Genomic DNA, 18,754 nt, shown 5'->3' on the forward strand with positions numbered 1-18,754 from the left:
TTAGGAAGATAGCTTTATAATATTTTATTGCTTCAATGATAAAATGACCCTTTTATATATCCAGCATTTTCTGGATTACCATTATGAACTGAGCTCTGGTAATTGCTTCTGTCGGATAAAATCTGCTGCTTGAATCAAGTGTCATTATTTCTGTTTTTAAGCTCATATACACAGGCATTGCATATTTTTTGGTTATTTCTTTGTCATCCTTTATTACTTTATTGAATGCAGCCTTTAATTTATTATAATCTGCGCCCGTCCTTTGACAATACAGCTTAATTGCAATAGCCGCAGCCTCTTGCCTAGTAATATTTCTATTAACATTTGTAATGTTTATAATTTTATCAATACCATAGGTCTTTGCCTTTGCTTTTATATCTGTCTGTTCATCAATTCCTGACACTGAAATCAGCTCATACAACAAAATACTTTCTTTCACAGTTATATTTAAATCAGAATTAAACGAGCTATCTACCCCAGGGAATACCGCAGTCAAGTCATAGTTTGCAGAAAATTTTGATATATAAGGCTTTGCAGTATTATCATCCGAAACGGTAGCGGAAACATCCTTTGATGAAAGAATAACATATTTACCTGTGCCGTTAACAAAATAGCTCAAATATCCGTTGTCCTTTTTCAAATTTTGTGTCAGCTTCTGCCAGCTTGCGGCACTTCCATAAACCACATATGGATTTACTATTGTATCTGCCTTATATGCCATCCTAATGCCTAATGGAGAACTGAATTTGGAGATATCATAAGTATCAGTCAGCACACCTTCTTTATAGCCTACTCCTTCCAGTGTATCCTCCAAATAATATGACAGTTCGCTTTTAACTTCTTCATAAAGCTTGTTAAGATATTCAATTACTTCGGATTCTTTAACCTCTCCCTGAGTTTTAGTGTTATTTGGATTTTTAATAACCGCTACCTTTTTCTGAACCAAGCCTGTTTTTTCATTGTACAGCTCATTCTTCACCAGTTCCTTTATAGCGGTATTTGTCTTTGTGCTTGCAACTACCTGAGCAGAAAATATATTCATTTTTGACACAATTTCTGTATTTGACGGTATCACAGGCTGAGTACCGGTACTCTGAGTGTTATCCAGCTTCAGAAATACATCTTTTGTATCCTCCTCTTCAAGAGCGCTTTTAAACTCTTTTATATTCTCTGCATCAAAGGTGTCCGGACGTATTGTATATTCAATATCCTTACATTTTAGTATAACATTTTTATCACTGCTTTTTATAGCTTCAAGAATATCCCTCGCCAGATAAATCTCATCCTTGTATACGTAGCTCGCACTATCAGATATATCTATTGTACATGAGAACTTTCCTGCCTGATCAAGTAAATCCTTTACTTTATCATCCCTTACATATATTTTATTAACCACACCATTGTCAGCACCAATTCCCCAATACGACTCCTGTTCAAGCTTCTCAATCAAATCCAGAAATTTAGCTGATATATTTGTATTATTGTCTTCATCGTCATAATCGTCCTGACTGAATTCAGTTCTGGTTTCAACTGGTCCCACATACTTTGAAGGAGTAACAGCCGTTAAGTTTGAAGAATCAGTTTTAACTGCCCTCACCTTTATAAAATACTTCGTATTCGGCTTTAAAGGCAGGTGCTCTGTCGATCCGTCCGATAAAATAGTCGGTACCAGCTTTATTCTTGCATTATATGTATAATAATTAGTGTTTAGCTGGCTGTTCTGCTTTTCAATATAATAAGGATAAGTATGGGTTGATATATCTACATACTGTTCTAAATCCACATCATTGTTAAGTACGGCATAGTTGCTGTCATCCGCCGTTTTTACCGCAATCTCAAAGCCTGAGTATGCATCTATGGCATTGCCCTGCCACTTCAGATCTATCTGATAATAATCGTTTCTGGTAGCCATTCTCAGAGTACTCAGAGCCTCACTGTTTGTCATTCTTACAACCTTAATATCATAGGTCGTATTTGCTTCAAGCTCAAATAGCCTGCCATAATACACACTTTCATCCTTTACTATTTTGTAGCTTGATTTTGCAAGTTCAGCATATTTACTTTCGGTCGATTTCTTAAGCAATATTGAGTAATTATCCGTTGTCATTGCAGGAGTCGTGTCAAACCAGTAAAAAGCCAGTTCACAGTCATTAATCACCTGTAAATTTGAAGGGCTTTCTATCAATGATGTGGTTACCGGTATGGAGACCCATACGCTTGTTTTAGTACCCGATGTATTTACAATTTCGGCTCTGAGACTGAAGTAATAAATTTTGTTGGGATACAGCCATGTATTAATTGTATATCTGCATTTTCTTGTTGCACTGTTATACTCAAAATTTGATGGCAGCGGGTTAACATTAGGGTTTAACGTCAACTTTGCTTCATTATTGTCAATATTATTGTCCTTGTTTCCGAAGGAATTGATAAAGCTCTTATATATGGTATCAAGCAAAATACTGTTATCTGTATCAGAGGTATCAGCCTCTACCTTATCTGCCGTTGATATAAGATTGTACTGTGCTTCATTTTCATTTACAGTCCATTCAAATGTAACAGTTTGCCCTGTGATCATGGGGTTGCCGTCAGCATCCACAGCTATTGAAAAGTCTGTCGGAGCCAGAGGCCTTTCGGCAGACTCATCCGGGTTAAGCTCTCCTGCCCTCGGAGTGGTAACAGGCAGCAACACAGTTTCTATTGACTGCTTTTCCTCCTCTTCATTTATCATTCTCAGTCTGACTTTAACCATGAAATAGTAAGTAGTATTAGGAGACAGCGAATACCCGAAGGAAGCCACACTATTACTTGCTGTAAATTTGTTGATTGAAGCATACACCCATATTGTGCTTCCTAAAGTTTGCTTTGTGAAAACAACATCTTCGAGTGTACTCTTAGTATCCGTTGTCCCGATTAATTTAAATGAACTTGCATCAGTTCTGTTACTCATATATAAATCATAGATGACCTCATCATTATCACTGTGCTTGGTAGTATAATTGCTCCAGTCAATATCAAGGTCACTAAATCTGATTTTAACCGCTGCTTCTGCAGGATCAGTTGCACTCCCGGGTTTCACAGTTGTATCAACCCATTCGAGGCTGCTTGGAATAGGAACATCCCTGCCTGAAGTTGTGAGTGTTGTAAAGCTGGTTACAAGTGACTTCTCAGACATTATTGTACTATCGTAACCGGCTCCTCTGTTTGCCGCTTTGGTTGTATACATCTGCAAATAATATGTTTTGTTAGGTAAAAAATATGTAGGGTAGCTTTCAACATTAGAGATATTCAACGGATTACCATTTTCGTCTTCTCCTTTAAAAAGCTCAAAGCCATTAAATTTATAAACCAGCTTATCGCCCGAATCATCAATGTTCGGAGAATTTGCACTCACATATTTAACGAGCCGGTACTTAACAGGAAACATACCGTAGCTTTTGCCATTAGCCTCCAAATACGGAGACGGCTCTAAGGAAAGGTCTTCAGCATCAATATTCAGTAGAAAGTGAAAATATATGTCATTTGTGAGGCTTCCTTTTATCTGGTCCCAATTGCTTGGCTTATCCCATGATATTGTAATATCGGAAGAATTATCGGTAATTCCGCTGGCAGCATCAGGTAAAGCCAGATCTACACCTATTACATCTATATCCTTAGGTACGGGAGGTCTTGCAGTATCATCCTCCATTTTATACGCAAGATTCAACGACTGTACTCTGTCTGCCACACTGTCAGATTTTACAACCACCCTGTAATAAAGAATGTTTTTTGAATTTATTCCGTCTATACCTGTTATTGCATACTCTCCTTTAAAATATGAGTCATCAAGCTTCTTCCTTCTTGTCCAGCTTGTATCCTGAGATGAAGGAACATTACTGGTCTGAACCTCATAATACAATTTTGGCATGTTGACACCGCCCTGATTAATACGGTATATACGCACATATACCGTATCAAAGGTATCCTTTGTCAACTGGAAACGTACAGGAGTATATGTATAGTTTGTCGAGCCCAGCAGAGGATTTTCTGTCAAACCATCTGCAACAGCTCCTACATAATTCTTATCGCTGTCAACAAATAATGTGTTCATACTCATTGTGTATATTGTACCGGGCAGTATTTCCTGATGTGCCAGAACATACTGATTATCACCTGATAAGGCTATCGCCTGAGGCAAAGTAGACAAACCTGTCTCTGCATTTACTGCGTTAACCAGAATACTATCTCTGGAGGGAATCAATGTTGACGCATCCTTGACGCCAAGCAAGTAAAATGAGCATTGGCCGGTCGAGCTATCCCACTTTACATCGGAATAATTTGCATTGCTTATCTCACCCGATATGGCAGCAGTGTACGAACCGTTGTCACTCATTGTTAATAGTACATTGGATAAGGATTTCTCTCCCAATATATTAATACTGAAATTCAGATACTTAATGCTTCCATCTATCTGAGACAGTACCGCGCTTTCATTTGCATACTGTATAGTATTCGTGGCATTATTAAAAACCCGCGGCATATTCCATTTTAGCTTTATTGAGGGATAATCACCTGTTTCAACGCCGCCCCCGGATATTGTTACAGACTGCTGCTCTACCTGCTCAGCATAAAATGATATCTGCGGAAGGAAGTACTGCCTTCCCACATAGGTCTGTGCGCTGCTATTTATAAGAGAAACTTTAAAATCATATATAATATCTGCCTGTATCCCTGATATCACCGCCGAATTCTTTGCCGCATCAACAGGCAGTGAAACAGTGTCAAAGCCTGTGGAGCTGGGCACATGATATTCAATAGTTCCGTTAACCACATTTGGTACTGCATCCCAGTGAATATTTACGACACCAGTACTCTTGCTATAGCTGTCTATATAAACCTTAACCGAAATGTCAGCCGCAAATGCAGGCTGAATTATTCCCGAACAAATTGGAAAAAGCATACTCAAAATCAAAATTGCAGACATTAGCCTTAATTTAGTCTTCATAAAATACCCCCGAAAGTATAATTGCTAAAATCAATTACAGTTCGAAACCTTCGCCTGAAAGGGTATCAAACGATATATTCAAACCCAGACTATCGACAAATAGCAATTGATTTTCCCTAATTTTATATCGTCATTATAGCATTTTTTACTTACAGTTGTGAGAAAGTTGTAAAGAAAACGTAAAGAAAGGTCTGTTTTCACTTGTATCTGGTACACCTGAGACACAGCTGCCAAAGCTTAAAGCTGACAATGTAAGCATGCAGGTACCTTAAAAGATGATGTCTATCTGTAAGCTGATGATATCCTTTTTTTAATATAAATGCCCAACTTCATTTATGAAATCAGGCATTTATATGTGTATCTATTCAATTAGCAGCTCTAACTCTTATCACTTTTAACACTAACCAATGTGTAATGATATCCTTTAATAACTGCCTCCTATTGTAATACCGCTGGCTTCACAAGAAGCAGTACCACCGTCAGCTGATTTAATTCCGGCAGCAGCTAATATTGAAAGCTTGTCACCGGCTTTTACCGTAACACCTGTCATACTGGTAAGCTTGACAGTTAATGTCTTATGGTCGGCACTCCATGTAATATTAGCCGCCGGCTGAACTCCCCAGCTGTGAACAGTTTTTCCGTCTGATGCAAGCAGCATGAAGTTCTTAATAAGATTACTTGCTAATATATCAGGAATATTTGTTGCCTGATCAAATGTAATTTTTATTATATCTCCGGAATCAACTGTGCCTGCAGTACCCCCATTTGCCATGGCAACACCTGTTACCTTCGGAACTGAGGTGAAGCTTCCGCCGATTATTGCACTGGAACTGCAAACATCAGTGGTGCCATCCTCATCCGTTAATCCCCATGCAGGGTTTACGGCAATTTTATCACCTACTGCAAGTGCTGTTTGTGTGACATCATTAAAGGTTATCGTTAATATCTTGTTACTTGCCGTTTTGTTAAGAGGGTCACTGCAGTCTGCCCATTCAACCGTTATATTCGTTCCCCATGCTTTAGAGGTTTTCCCTGATGAATCAGTAAGCATCAGGTAAGTTGAAATATTAGCAGCAGTAACCGCTTCCTGACTTGTTGCCTGATCAAAGGTTACGACTAATTGTTCACCATTTGAAAAACCGATATCATTGTTTTTATTCACAGCTTTTATACTTTCTATTACAGGCACAGTATGGAAACTGCCTGTCAGCTTTCCTGCAGAAGTGTAGCTTCCGGAAGTACCGGCGGCGTTCTGAATTCCCGCAGCAGCCAGAAGTCTTACCTCGTCTCCAATCTTTACGGTCAAGCCTGTCATTGAATCAAACGTAACAGTAAGTTCATTCCCTGCCGTATTCCAATACACAGCATCAATACCCGTACCCCAATCATTGGTTGTAAGTCTGTTACCATTAACATCCCATGTGCCTGCCTGGAAGTAATTCCTAAAAGCATCCGCCGACAAGGCCTGTTTATTGGTATCTTCCTCAAAGGTTAAGGTAACAAAATTCTTATTTAGTATTTCATCGGCAGCAGCCGGTGAAGCAACTACTCTCAGCGCACATGCCGTAAACTGGATTGTCTGTACAGCACTTGCAAGCTTCAGCTTGGTGGCCTTCTCTCTTATCAGCACTTTCTTGCTTCCCCCGAAGTCGCCCTCAACAAGACCATTTATCCATGATTTCCCAGAATCAACACTATATTCATGAGTACTCAGCAAGCCGTTGACCTTATTTGTATTGTCATTATAAGCCAATCCCGGTGAAGGCATAGGCACAGGTATATTTACAACAGTCTTAGCTGCTGACGGAAGCTTTGATTCAGTGACCTCGTCAGGAGAAGATGCAGCAATTCTGACCTCCAGATTTCCCTGTTCAAATATAACATTTGTCACAGCTGAAGAAGCATTGAGCGTCTTCCAATCACCTCCATTAACCCTATACTGTAAATTAATTATTGAATTATTTATTATCTTACCGGCTGCAATATCATAGTCTATCAATGATGTATCAATAATGCTGTCGTCTGCCCTTGTCAATATAAAAGGCGTTCTGACATTTGATGTATTTGCTGCTTCACGTATATAGACAGTAACCATAAGTGCATTATCATCGTATGTTATACTTGTCTTTGTTGCGGTACATGCCTTCCACACTATTGAGTCAAAGCTGTACTCCATTTGTATTGTAGTATTTGTAATAATATTCTTTGCTAAATCAACGCCCACATTATCCATGTTAAGTTTTGATGTTTCCGCTGTAACAATTGCCGGAGTATCAATAATATTTCCTGAGCTGTCGACACACACTGCGTAAATATCATAATGGGTTGATACAGTAAGTCCTGTAACAGGTAATGTTACTTCTGAATTTTTAGCTATTACCGCTGTCGCTCTGAGGTTTGTTGCCACCATTGCATCGCCCGCATTCTTGAAGGCTTTTACCTGTGCGCTTGTCGGTGCATTTGAGCCTGCCGGCAAGGCTACCATATATACGTTTCCATCCTCATTTGCCTTGAATAGAATATTAATCAGGTTATCAGAGGTTGGAAGTACCTGCTGAGGATATCCTTCAATAAACTCAGGTGCTGTTGTATCGGCAGTCTTAAAGTTAAATGCTGTTACTGCACCTATGTTGCCTACACTGTCAACCGCAACCGTATAAACAGTATAGTCTGTATACGCCGTCAAATTTGTTATTGCCAATGTGCCCTCTATATTTTCCACAACACTAACTGTCCCCAGCATTCCTGCCTCAACAGGTGTACTTGCTACATTCAGTCCAGCTGTTACCTGTCCGGCTGTTGGTACGGAATTGCTGATATCATTCAGCACTGTCACAAAATATACACTTGAAGCTTTATCCAGCTTCACAGTAATGTTTGCTGTCTGCTCTGTCTTTGTACCTGCTTTAGGATAGCCTGTGGCAAACTTTGGTGCCACCGCATCAACCAGCATGTTTGATGTATAACTTAAGGATCCTGTATTTGTACTGCCCGGTTTAGGCAATGTTGTAACTGCATTTACATTCGTACCGCTGTTTACTATTGAGGCCCCCAGAACTGAAAGTGACGTTGCAGCTACATAGTCAAGGTCCTTATTTGCATCTCCTGTCTTTACAGTGTACTCAAACAACAATTCCTTTGAACCAGAACCGCTCTTGTAGGAAGCAACCCCATCAACAGCTCCTGTCTCAAGTGTGAGTGTCGGAGTTCCCGATACATCTACCTCCGTATCATAAATAACTTTAACCTGAACTATATCTCCCAGCTTGTAAGTTTTTGACTCTCCACGCACCTCAACTATTTTTGCGGCTGTCGGTGCTGTATAGTTAATGCTTATAGTATTTGTTGACTGTACTTCAAATATTGTTCCAATAACTGCGGAGATAGGTATCTTAACATTTATAACCTGCTTTAGTGCAGTTATATTATAATCTGTTACCGCCGGCATAGTTATTGTTATCACATTCGCAGAAGTTTTGGTTATACTGCTGCCCTTAAGCACTGACACCACCTTAGCCCACTCATCTTCCTCAATATCCGCCTTAAATCCGCCAAATAGGGCATCCTTTACTGTTGTGTCATTTATGCCGTTTGCCCAAGTGGCACCGCTCAGCGTTATAATAATTGTCTTTCCTCCGGTTCTCACAGCTGATTCATCCAATGTTGATGCTATTGCTGTACCTGACAATGTAGCTGTTGCAACAACTCCAATAGAAATTGTATCACTCAGGGTCAAGTTTGCAATCCCTCCTATCATACAAGAAGCTGGTATAGTCAGAGTAATATATTGGTCAGCTGATATATTATACCCTGAAACAGCAGGTAAAGTCACAGATACAGTGTAGTTGTCAGTTCTTTCGATTGCAGACTGTCCCGCTGTTTTGAGTGCAGAAACAACCTTAGCCCACATCGTAGCCTCCATTGATGCTGCAAGTCCTGAGAACAATGCGTTTCGTTTTGTTTCATTAGTCTTTATATCTGTTACCCATTGTCCGTCCGATAATGTTATATTCAGCGTCCTTCCTCCCGAAACAATATCTGTTTCAGGCAAAGGCACAGAAATCAAAGTACCGGATAAAACAGCCGTTGAATTTGATGCTACGGTTATTTTTGTGGCAACTGCTACATCCTTGATTGCATCAACTAATATCTCACCGCTTGATGCCTTGTATGGCACAGTTATACTTATCGTTTCATTCATACTGATATCATAATCTAAAACAGCAGGTAATGTTATAGTTATCTTGCTGCTTGAATTTCTTGTTATCGCTGTATCTCCTGCAGCCTTCAAAGCGGCAGTAACCTTACTCCACATGGCTGTGTCACTGCTTGAGGTTTTTAAGCCGTCAAATATTGCATTCCTCTTATCAGTATCAGCTGCCGCATCCAAAGCAAATTTTCCGTTTGTTAGCGAAATTATTATCTGTTTTTGTCCTGCAACAATATCACCCTCACCTATACTCGGTACTGCCGACCCGCTAAGCTGTACTATCACGTCCGCAGCTATTTTTACAGAATTCACTGATGTTGCGGCTTTAACAGCGTTCTTTATCAAGCCTGCTTCAGGTTTTACAGTAAGCGAAATAAACTGAGTATCCGTTATATTATACGCTGCTGTTTCACTCAGTGTAATTGTTATGGTATCCTTTGCTGCATTCATTACGGCTGCGGCTGTACCTTCATTCTTTAGGATAGTTAATACCTTGCCCCATTGAACCTGTTCACTTCCCGAAGCCGTTAATCCGTCAAACAAAGCGTTTCTCTTAGTAGCATTCGAAAGCGCATCATCCTGCCATACTCCGTAAGCAAGCTTAACTGCTATTGTCCGTCCTCCGTTTACAATATTTTCTTCTCCGGTAGGCATGGACACAGCTGTTCCTGCCAATGTTACCTCAACATTTCTTATGTTGTCCGCTATAAGCAGCAAATCCGCATAAGCCTTAACATGACCGCTGCCATCAACTGCAGCGAGTATCAAATGCTGCCCTTCGGCTGCCGCTATATCCGAGCCCTGAGTATAGCTACTCATTCCCGATAATAATTGATCCTTTAAAATCAGTGCCGGAGCACTGTCCTGTACTGCATACTTCCATTCGGTTGCACCTGTAGGCAGGCTTAAGGATGATATTTTTGTCTTATTGAGCAATGAACCTGCCTCCGGTACCGAATAATTTGCATTTAAAATCAGCAGAGGAGCAACTCCTCTTACATTATCAGCTAATACCTGTAAGCATACATATCCTTTTATTCTTCCAGTTTCATCAACTGCATAGAGAGTAACATACTGTCCCTCTTTTACCGTAATATCCTTATTGACATCGTAACCGACCGCACCCTCCACTGATGTATTTATTAACGGTACATCTATATTATTATCTGTTACCTTAACTATCCAATCTGAAGCACCTGATATTCCTACAGAGGTCAGTTCGGTAAATTTAGTGGTTCCGACACCTGAGCCGGGCTGCAGTGCAGTATAGTTCTGAGGTGTCTTAAGCAGTGCGGCATTTCCCGGCCTCACACTTCCTTCGGTTATTTTAATGTTTTCATAAGCCAATACCTTTTTGCTGGAATCAACAGCAATCAAAGACACGTATTGCCCTGCACTTACGGCTATATTCGAGCCGGATACATAACTCCGGTAATCACCGTATGTACTGCCGGTTCCTGAAACAGTGCTAATTACCTGTTCTGCAATTATATCAGAAGCTGTATCAGAAACCTTTACAACAAAGTCTGTGCAGCCGTTAATCCCCTCAGGTGATACATATATCGAAGTCGTTCCCGTATCAGTTCCATATTTGGGAGTTGTATAATTAAGCCCTGATACTAATTTGTTTGCCAAAGGCGGATTTATTTCCGCAGAGGTAACAAGTATGTTCTTGTATGCCTTTACCTTTCCGTTAGCATCCACAGCTGCAAGAACAACATATTGATTTGCCTTTACCGCAATATCATCCCCGCTGGTATAGTTTACAGGAGTAGTAAATACACTGTCTAATGTCAGTACTGCAATCTGAGACGCATCAACAACCTTTATCTGCCATTTTGTCGCACCTGCTATACCAATAAACTTTAAGTCACTGAGCTTTGTGGTTCCGGGCTTGCTTCCTTCCGCAGGGCCTGTATAGTTGCCGCTGCCAAGTAATGGAGCATCCACCGGCTTAATCTGTGAAGCCGACATGGTAAACTGCTTATATGCCACTACCTTGTCATTAATTGTAGCAACTATCAACAGGTAGCTTCCCGTACTTACCGGAATATTTCCTCCGCTTGCATAAGTTGTCCACTCTACACCCGAGGCATCCTGTTCAAGCAGAAGAATGCTCATTGCCTGAGTATTTGTCTTATACTTCCATACGACAGTATCACCTGTTTCTTTCTGAATACCTGTATCACTCAGCATAAGCTTTGTGGTTCCGGCATCGCTGCCAGGCTCCGGAATAGTATAATTAGTGTTTTCAGTTAATAATGCTGCATAAGGCGACTGAATCTGATCCTTCGTAACAGTTATGTCAGCATATGCTTTTACTCTGTTCAGTGTATCCGTTGCCAACAACAATACATGCCAGCCTGTCTTGATATTTATGTCACTCTTAAGAGAGTACATCGATGACCCTGAAAGTGCCGTATCCTTTGCCGGAATATCAAAGCTTCCTTCCTGAACCTTTATCATCCAGTTCCTTGCATCTACTATACCTATTAAATCAAGCTTATCAAAGCATGTTGTGCCTTCATTTTTACCCTTGGCCAGATTGTAGCTGGTGGCAGGAATAACATCCGCGTTGTAAGGGCGAACGTTTGATGAATAAATATACACATTCGCATAAGCCTTTACCTTCTTTTCGGCACTTCCGTCAACCGCAAGCAGCAGTATGTATTGCCCTGCCTTCACCTGAATTTGTGTAGCAGCAGTCAATACGTTGATACCGCTTATACTGTCAGAACTTGAATCTTTAGCCGGAGCAGCGAATATCGTATCGCCAACCGCATATCTCCAGCTCCAGCTTGCATCTGATCCTATCAGACCTGCAAATGATAATGACGATATAACCGTCGTACCCTCACTGCTTCCCGGTACAGGGGTTGAGTAGTTTGTATTCGATACAAGCAACGCTGCAGCTGGTGTTCTTATTTGTGCCGAAGTAATTGCTATATCCTTATACGCTTTAATTCTGCTTGCACTGTCCGTTGCATACAGTATTATCCTCTGTCCTTCCGAAATGCTGATACTGTCTCCTACTATATAAGGAAGCAAGCCTGATATTACACTGTTATAATCAGGGACAGCAATTACAGCACTGCTGTCAGCGACCTTATAAAGCCACTTTGCAGCACCTTGGATTCCCAAGGTATTCAAGATTGTTATTCTTGTCGTGCCGCCGGTCTGTCCGGGTTCAGGATCTGAGTAGTTGTAGCTTTCATTAACTGCAACCTCACTGCTGGCCTTAAGTGTTCCTGCCTGCGGCTGTTTAATCTGTGCTGCGCTTATTATTTCGTCTGTATATGCCAATGTTTTCCCGTCGGTATCAACAGCAACTATTAAAACATGCTTTCCTACAGAAACTGCTATGTTATTCCCTGAGGTATAGTCTGTACCTGTTAAGACACTTCCTTTATATGGCGTTGCAAAGGCTGAATCTCCTATAATATATATCCACTTTACGAAACCCGGAATACCGTTTGCGGATAGTACAATCTTTGTAGTACCTACTGAGTCTCCCGGTGCAGGGAGGCTATAGTCATTTGGCGTCAGAAGCTTCAGAGCATCAGCCGGCCTGATTTGTGACTCGCTGATAACTATATCCTTATATGCCTTTATCCTGCCGTTTGCATCTGTTGCAAGCAATATCAGATGCTGCCCGGCAGCAATGGCAATATCCTGATTCTCTGCACAGTTTATTGCTCCCGAAAGTACACTGTTGCTTTGAGGAACTGCTGAAAGAGCATCATTCTGAACCCTTATCATATACTTGACCGCATCTGTAGGAATTGATGCTCCTACAGCGGAAGTATTGAAGTTCAGGTCAGGGAACATTGTAGTTCCTGCTTTTGAACCCATTTCAGGTGCCGCAAAGTTTATATCTGGTATCTCTATTACGTCTGCCTGACGTACCTGTGTGGCATCTATTGTCAAATCAACATATGCCAGAATCTTATTTAATAAGCCATCTGCCTGTACTCCCACGAGCAACAAATGATTCCCCGCTGAAACGGTTATATCGCTTCCCGCTGTATATTGATTAAATACCCTGCCTTCAGTATATCTTTCAAAGTCGGCTGTCGAAGCCCCCCTCGCAGGTACAACCGGTTCATTCTCAAGAGTCACATACATCCACCTGTCAATATTTGCAAAGTCCGGCGTATCTCCCTTGCTCAGGCTCTCAATCTTTATAGTATTTACCATTGCTCCGTATGTCGGTACAGAGAAGTTATTATCCTGTTCAAGGCTTCCGGCAGGCAAGCTTACCATATCCGAAGTAACCTTTATATCAGTATAAGCCTTTACATTTCCGCTGCCGTCAACTGCAGCAAGCAATATATGCTTGTTAACAGTTACAGGAATATCATCACCTGCTGTATATTCCAATGCAGCCTCAAGCTTGGAATCTACATATACATTTGATGTTGCAGTATCCTGAACCTTGTACATCCACTTAACGGCACCCGCTATATCAGCTAGTTCCAAAGAAGTAAATCTTGCCGCTCCTGCTCTTATTCCACTTACAGGGCTGCTGTAATTGGTTCCCTGTACAAGCTTGTCTGCACTGTATGGTGTAATCATCGAGCTTGTAATGGTTATATCCTTGTATGCCTTAACCTCATTTGAACCTGAAACTGCAGCAAGCATCAGATGCTGTCCTTCAGCCACATTTATATCCTGGCCTTCAGTGTATTCGGTATACTCTGATGCCGGTAATATGTCTTCAAAGCCCGGAGCAGTAAAAGCACTATCCTGTACTTTAATTAACCACTTGGCAGCTCCGGTAAATCCTGCAAATGACAGCTTGGCTATCTTTGTAGTACCGCCTTGAGTACCGTATACAGGAGTCGAATAATTTGTATTCTCTACCAGAATCCTTAAGCTGTCCGATACAAACGTTGCAGTCTCCTGTCCGGAAACAGGAAGCCTCGGCCCGGTAGCATCGGCATCAGAAACAGTTGTAAATTCATAGTGACCTCCTGCCGGAACAACTCTGTTTCTCAGGTAAACAATAATCTTGTCTCCCGCTGATAAATTCAGATTTGTAAAGGACAAGGTCTGTATATTCGGTATCTGTGATGACAGCAGGTTTGTCTCTGCTCCGCCGTCTATGCTTACAGTATCACTTACATATGCCGAGAATCCATTAGGCAGCTTGATAACAACTGTTCCGTTAGACATATTGTCACCTGCCGTATATGTAAGCTCAAAGTCTGCTTTTGTTCCTGCCTCTCCGCTTGACGGATTAATTTCAAGAGTTCCGGGAGCGGTAACATTATCAGATGTGACTGTCACATCAATAGCAGAAGATTTTGCATTATAGTTTATATACTGTCCTGTTATGTATATCTTGGTTTTACCTACGCTGACCCCTGTAATAATTCCGGTGTCACTTACGGTTGCGATATTATTATCAGAGGATATATATGCAAGCTTAGCTTCTGACGGTGATAAGCCGCTTACATTTATTTGCGCTGTACCCTTCACCTGAACGCTTAATTGATTTGAAACACTGAAACTAACCGTAGGCTTTATAGGATCAATAATTGTTCCGTTAATATCGGAAACAACACCGTTGGCAATATATAAGCTGTCAGGCGTTATGTCGGCACTGACATTATCGGCATAAACATATAGATTGTCTATATGTCCCGTACCCGATATAGTTGCGGAGCCGCTGGCAACTATAGTTTTTATATAAGCACTTTCCTTCATCCCCAGATATGAAGCTCCCGAGGTTGGTTCAAAAGTAAGAGTGTCTACGTTACCTTTGTCAAAATTGATTGAAGTAGTATCGGCAATTCTTATTTTGCTGACCTTTGCTACTCCGTTCAAATCAATTCTGTTGCCCGTTGCATTTTCTTCAATAGCCAAGGTATCAACAGTACCGCCAAAAAGCCGAATTGTGCTCTTGGCAGCTTTAGTTGAAATAGTGCCGGCACTTCCACTCGTCAAGGTGAAGCTTGCTACCGTACCTTCAAGAATGTTAACCTTATCGGTCTTACCTGCCAGATTCACATTTATATTACTTTTGTCAAACTGAACTTCACTGAAATTCCCTTCGAGATTTACTGTCTGATTTGCGGCAACTGCCTGCTCGGCGATTACATTTACAAACCCCTTCCCGGTAGTCAGATTTGTTTCAAGCAGCTTTCCGCCCGATCTTAAATATGTATTTTCAATTGTAGTAGTACCCTGAGCAACGACACGTACGTTACCTGCATACTTCTCTACAATTACATCTCCTGCTATTGCAGAGCTTTTAATAATAACACTGTCTGGTCCTCCGCCTCTTATAACCATTTTCCCTTTTACAGTTATATTTTCAAGGCTTACATTTCCGTCGGCAACACCTTCACCGATTATGAGATCACCGGAAATCTCCATGTTTTTCAGTGTAACTAAATTTGTATTAATAATCATGTTACCTGTAACATTTTTAGTTACTGTCCCTGCTTTTGTTATAACAAGTCCTATGCATTTGTCCAGCATCTTTATTGCGTCAATCAGCTTTAAAACACCCAAAGGCGCATATCTTCCGCTGGATATTTCTGATAAATAGCCTTTTTCTATAACAGCTCCAAAAGCCTGTAATTGTTCTGAATCAAGCTTTTCAGCATCTGTAATCTTTTTAAGAAACCTCTGATCGCTAAGCTCTAAGCCAAATACCTTTGCAACCATAGCTGCGGCTTCTACCCTTGTTATACTGGAAAAAGGATAGAAGCTGGTTTTTGCCTTGTCTGTTACATACCCTGCTGCGACAGCCTTGGATATTTCTATACCGTACCATGAATCCCTCGGAACATCAATAAAGCTTATATCTGCCTGCTTGGAAGGTTTGAGGACATCATTTACAAACCCGATAAAGTCAATCTTTTGCATAGGCTTATACAAATCTTCGGTACTCACTCCCTTGTCCAGCATTCCCGTTTGTTTCCATTTATTTAATAATGCACTATCCTCTGCAGATGCACCTGTTCCTGATGCTGCAAAGGCAGAAAAAGGAGTAAACAGCATATTTGCTATTATTAGCACAATGGCTAACGGCCTTAATAACTTTCTCATTAAATCTCTCTCCTTCTCAACTACATATTTTTGTCATAAAGATTAATAGCCTTATAAGCAATAACCGCAGCCTCAGCCCTTGTCACCTTGCCGCTAAGCTGCAAATATACTTCCCCGTTTATAATTCTGCCCGATAAAATACCAGCGGCACACACATCCGCAATCTTGTCGGCTGTATTAGCAGATATTGTCCTGTAGTCTGCAAACTGTTTTAGCAGACCTCCGTCTTCATCGGGAAACGGCGTCCCCTTTGCCTTCATAGCCAATAAAAGCATTAATCCTGCTTGTTCCCTGCTGGCAGCCTTGTCAGGATACAGCCTGTTATCCTTGTCAGGAGATATAATTCCCAGCTTAGCGGCTGACATTATTTCCTTATAGTACTTATGCTTCGATGTGACATCCGCATATCTTCCTGCCGGAACCATTCCTAAATCCAAGCTTCTTATTATGATAGCGCAATACTCGCCCATAGTTATATTTTGTGAAGGATAGAATTTTGAACCGGCCTTAGTATCAAATATGCCTCTGCTTGCCAAATTGCTGATAGCGGTTTCAGCCCATTTGACACTCGATACGTCGGAATAAGTTATATATTTTTTTGCGGAAGCAACAACCTCATTTGAGGTGCTGCTCCTGTTCGAACCTGTTACTGCACTTACACGGTATGTAACCGTTACATCCGAAACAAGATTCTGTTGTGTAAAGGTTGTTGTATTTGCAGAAACCCTGCCAATTTCTCTAAATGAATAAAACTGCATGGCCTCTATTACAAATTCAGTTTCGTTAAAGGAATTATCCTCCCAGGTAAGCTTTATTTCACTTGAGGAAATAGGATTAGCCTGCAAATTTGTAGGCGCTTCTGGTGTCTTAAGAGAAACTGCTATTTCATTACTATAGTTAATTGAATTTGATTTGTCATACACTTTAATCCTATAAAAATAAACATCAGTGGTATTAACCCATTTATCAATATAAGAAACCACATCCTCTTCAAGGTAACCGATTGTATACCACTTGCCCGATAAGCCCTGCTTTCTCTCTACATTGTACCCGGCTTCGGACATACTGGAGTCTTTCCAATGCAAATTAACCTGTGCAGCTCCGACAACCTCATAAGTCAGATCTGAGGGAGCTGCAATAGTAACAGACCATACTGTTGTTACATTTGTAAAGTCAGAGTATACACTATTGTCGTTTATCTTTGCTCTGACCTTGTATGTATATGTGTCCTGCAATGAAATATTCTGGTCTGTAAACGAGGTGGCATTCCTGCCCATTGTCTCATAAAGCTCCCAAACGGTATTTGAACCGGTTTTGCGCCATACTTCAAAACCCGTTTCATTGTCTGTCAGATCCTCCCATGCCAGCTGTATGTTTTTGCCGTCTGTGCATGAGGAGGATAATATGCCCGGGGCCTTTAAATATGTATTTGTCACACTGATTGTATCAGAATACTCAGAATTTGTTGTACCTGAAACAGCCCTAATACGGTATTGATATGTAACACCCGCTTCAAGCTCTGCATCAGAATCTATGTAAGAATTATTATTCTGCGGCACAACGGCAATTTCTTCAAACTCGCCCGATTTTGGCGACTTTCGCTCAATAATAAATGCTGTTTCCGAAGAATTGTCTGTCCAGTTTAATTTAATGCTGTATCCTGAAAGAGCTATTCCATAAAAATCTGTCGGCTTATACAGGTATGAATATGCTGTTTTGCCTTCTTCGGGATAGGCCGCAGATTTCACACTCTCAGTGGAGCCTGAGCAGGCTCTGACTCTATAATAGTACTTTGTACCGGAGGAAATGGATTTATCACTGTAGGTATTCTGACCGATTCCTATACTGGCTAGCTTAATCCATTCGGTTCCGCTTTCTGTTCTTCTCTCAATTATTGTATTGTAGGCTTTATTGTCGGCATATCCCCATGATATGTCAATTTGATTATATGAAACCGGTGTTAATGTCAAAGAAGTCGGTTTTGCAACTTCGTCCGTTCTGAAGGACAACTCGGGAGTATAAAGATACCTTCTGCCTTCAGAATTCATGACCCATACCCTGTATGTATATGTATGGCCTGCCGACACAGCCGAATCATATGCGGTCTTGCTGTTTGGAGGCGGAGAACTGTATGTTTGAAATGTGCCTGAATCCACCTTCTTTTCAACTACATAATATTTCTCTCCTGTCAGGTTATCCTCCCAGTTGAGAGATATTGACGCTGAGCTGTAGATAATTACTGTCAGATTTGATGTATCGGCCCCATTAGCCTTTTCAGGCAAAACTAAAGCCTGTATTAAAACAGCAATTGCCAATACAAACGCCACCCGAGAAATATTATCATAAAATTTTTTTATCCTGTTAGTCCCTGTATGTATTTTCAAAACCATATACCCCCAATAATTACTATATATAAGATTATATCGGCAAAAACAGAAGCATATTTAAGTCAGTAATCAATTTGTAATGTTATTGTTATATATGGGATGTAAAAAAATACAATC

3 protein-coding genes are annotated in these 18,754 nt (G+C 40.8%); all 3 read right to left on the reverse strand.

The genetic code is table 11. The features are described 5' to 3' along the window. Positions 1–52: 52 nt before the first annotated feature. Positions 53–4,981, reverse strand: a complete 4,929-nt coding sequence (locus LY28_RS03620) for an S-layer homology domain-containing protein (RefSeq protein WP_110460810.1) — start codon at positions 4,979–4,981, stop codon at positions 53–55. A gap of 424 nt (positions 4,982–5,405) precedes the next feature. Continuing rightward, complete coding sequence (locus tag LY28_RS03625) at positions 5,406–16,250, reverse strand: BslA/BslB family hydrophobin (protein ID WP_110460811.1); 10,845 nt, start codon at positions 16,248–16,250, stop codon at positions 5,406–5,408. 20 nt (positions 16,251–16,270) lie between these two features. Further along, entirely contained in the window at positions 16,271–18,640 is a 2,370-nt protein-coding gene (locus LY28_RS03630) for an S-layer homology domain-containing protein (protein WP_110460812.1), read from the reverse strand. Positions 18,641–18,754 lie beyond the last annotated feature (114 nt).

This window comes from Ruminiclostridium sufflavum DSM 19573, assembly GCF_003208175.1.
In the GTDB taxonomy this organism is placed as follows: domain Bacteria; phylum Bacillota; class Clostridia; order Acetivibrionales; family DSM-1351; genus Ruminiclostridium; species Ruminiclostridium sufflavum.

Excerpts from the sequence above, each read along its gene's own strand:
- LY28_RS03625 (WP_110460811.1), bottom strand. The coding sequence starts at position 16,250 with ATGAGAAAGTTATTAAGGCCGTTAGCCATTGTGCTAATAATAGCAAAT.
- LY28_RS03620 (WP_110460810.1), bottom strand. The coding sequence starts at position 4,981 with ATGAAGACTAAATTAAGGCTAATGTCTGCAATTTTGATTTTGAGTATG.
- LY28_RS03630 (WP_110460812.1), bottom strand. The coding sequence starts at position 18,640 with ATGGTTTTGAAAATACATACAGGGACTAACAGGATAAAAAAATTTTAT.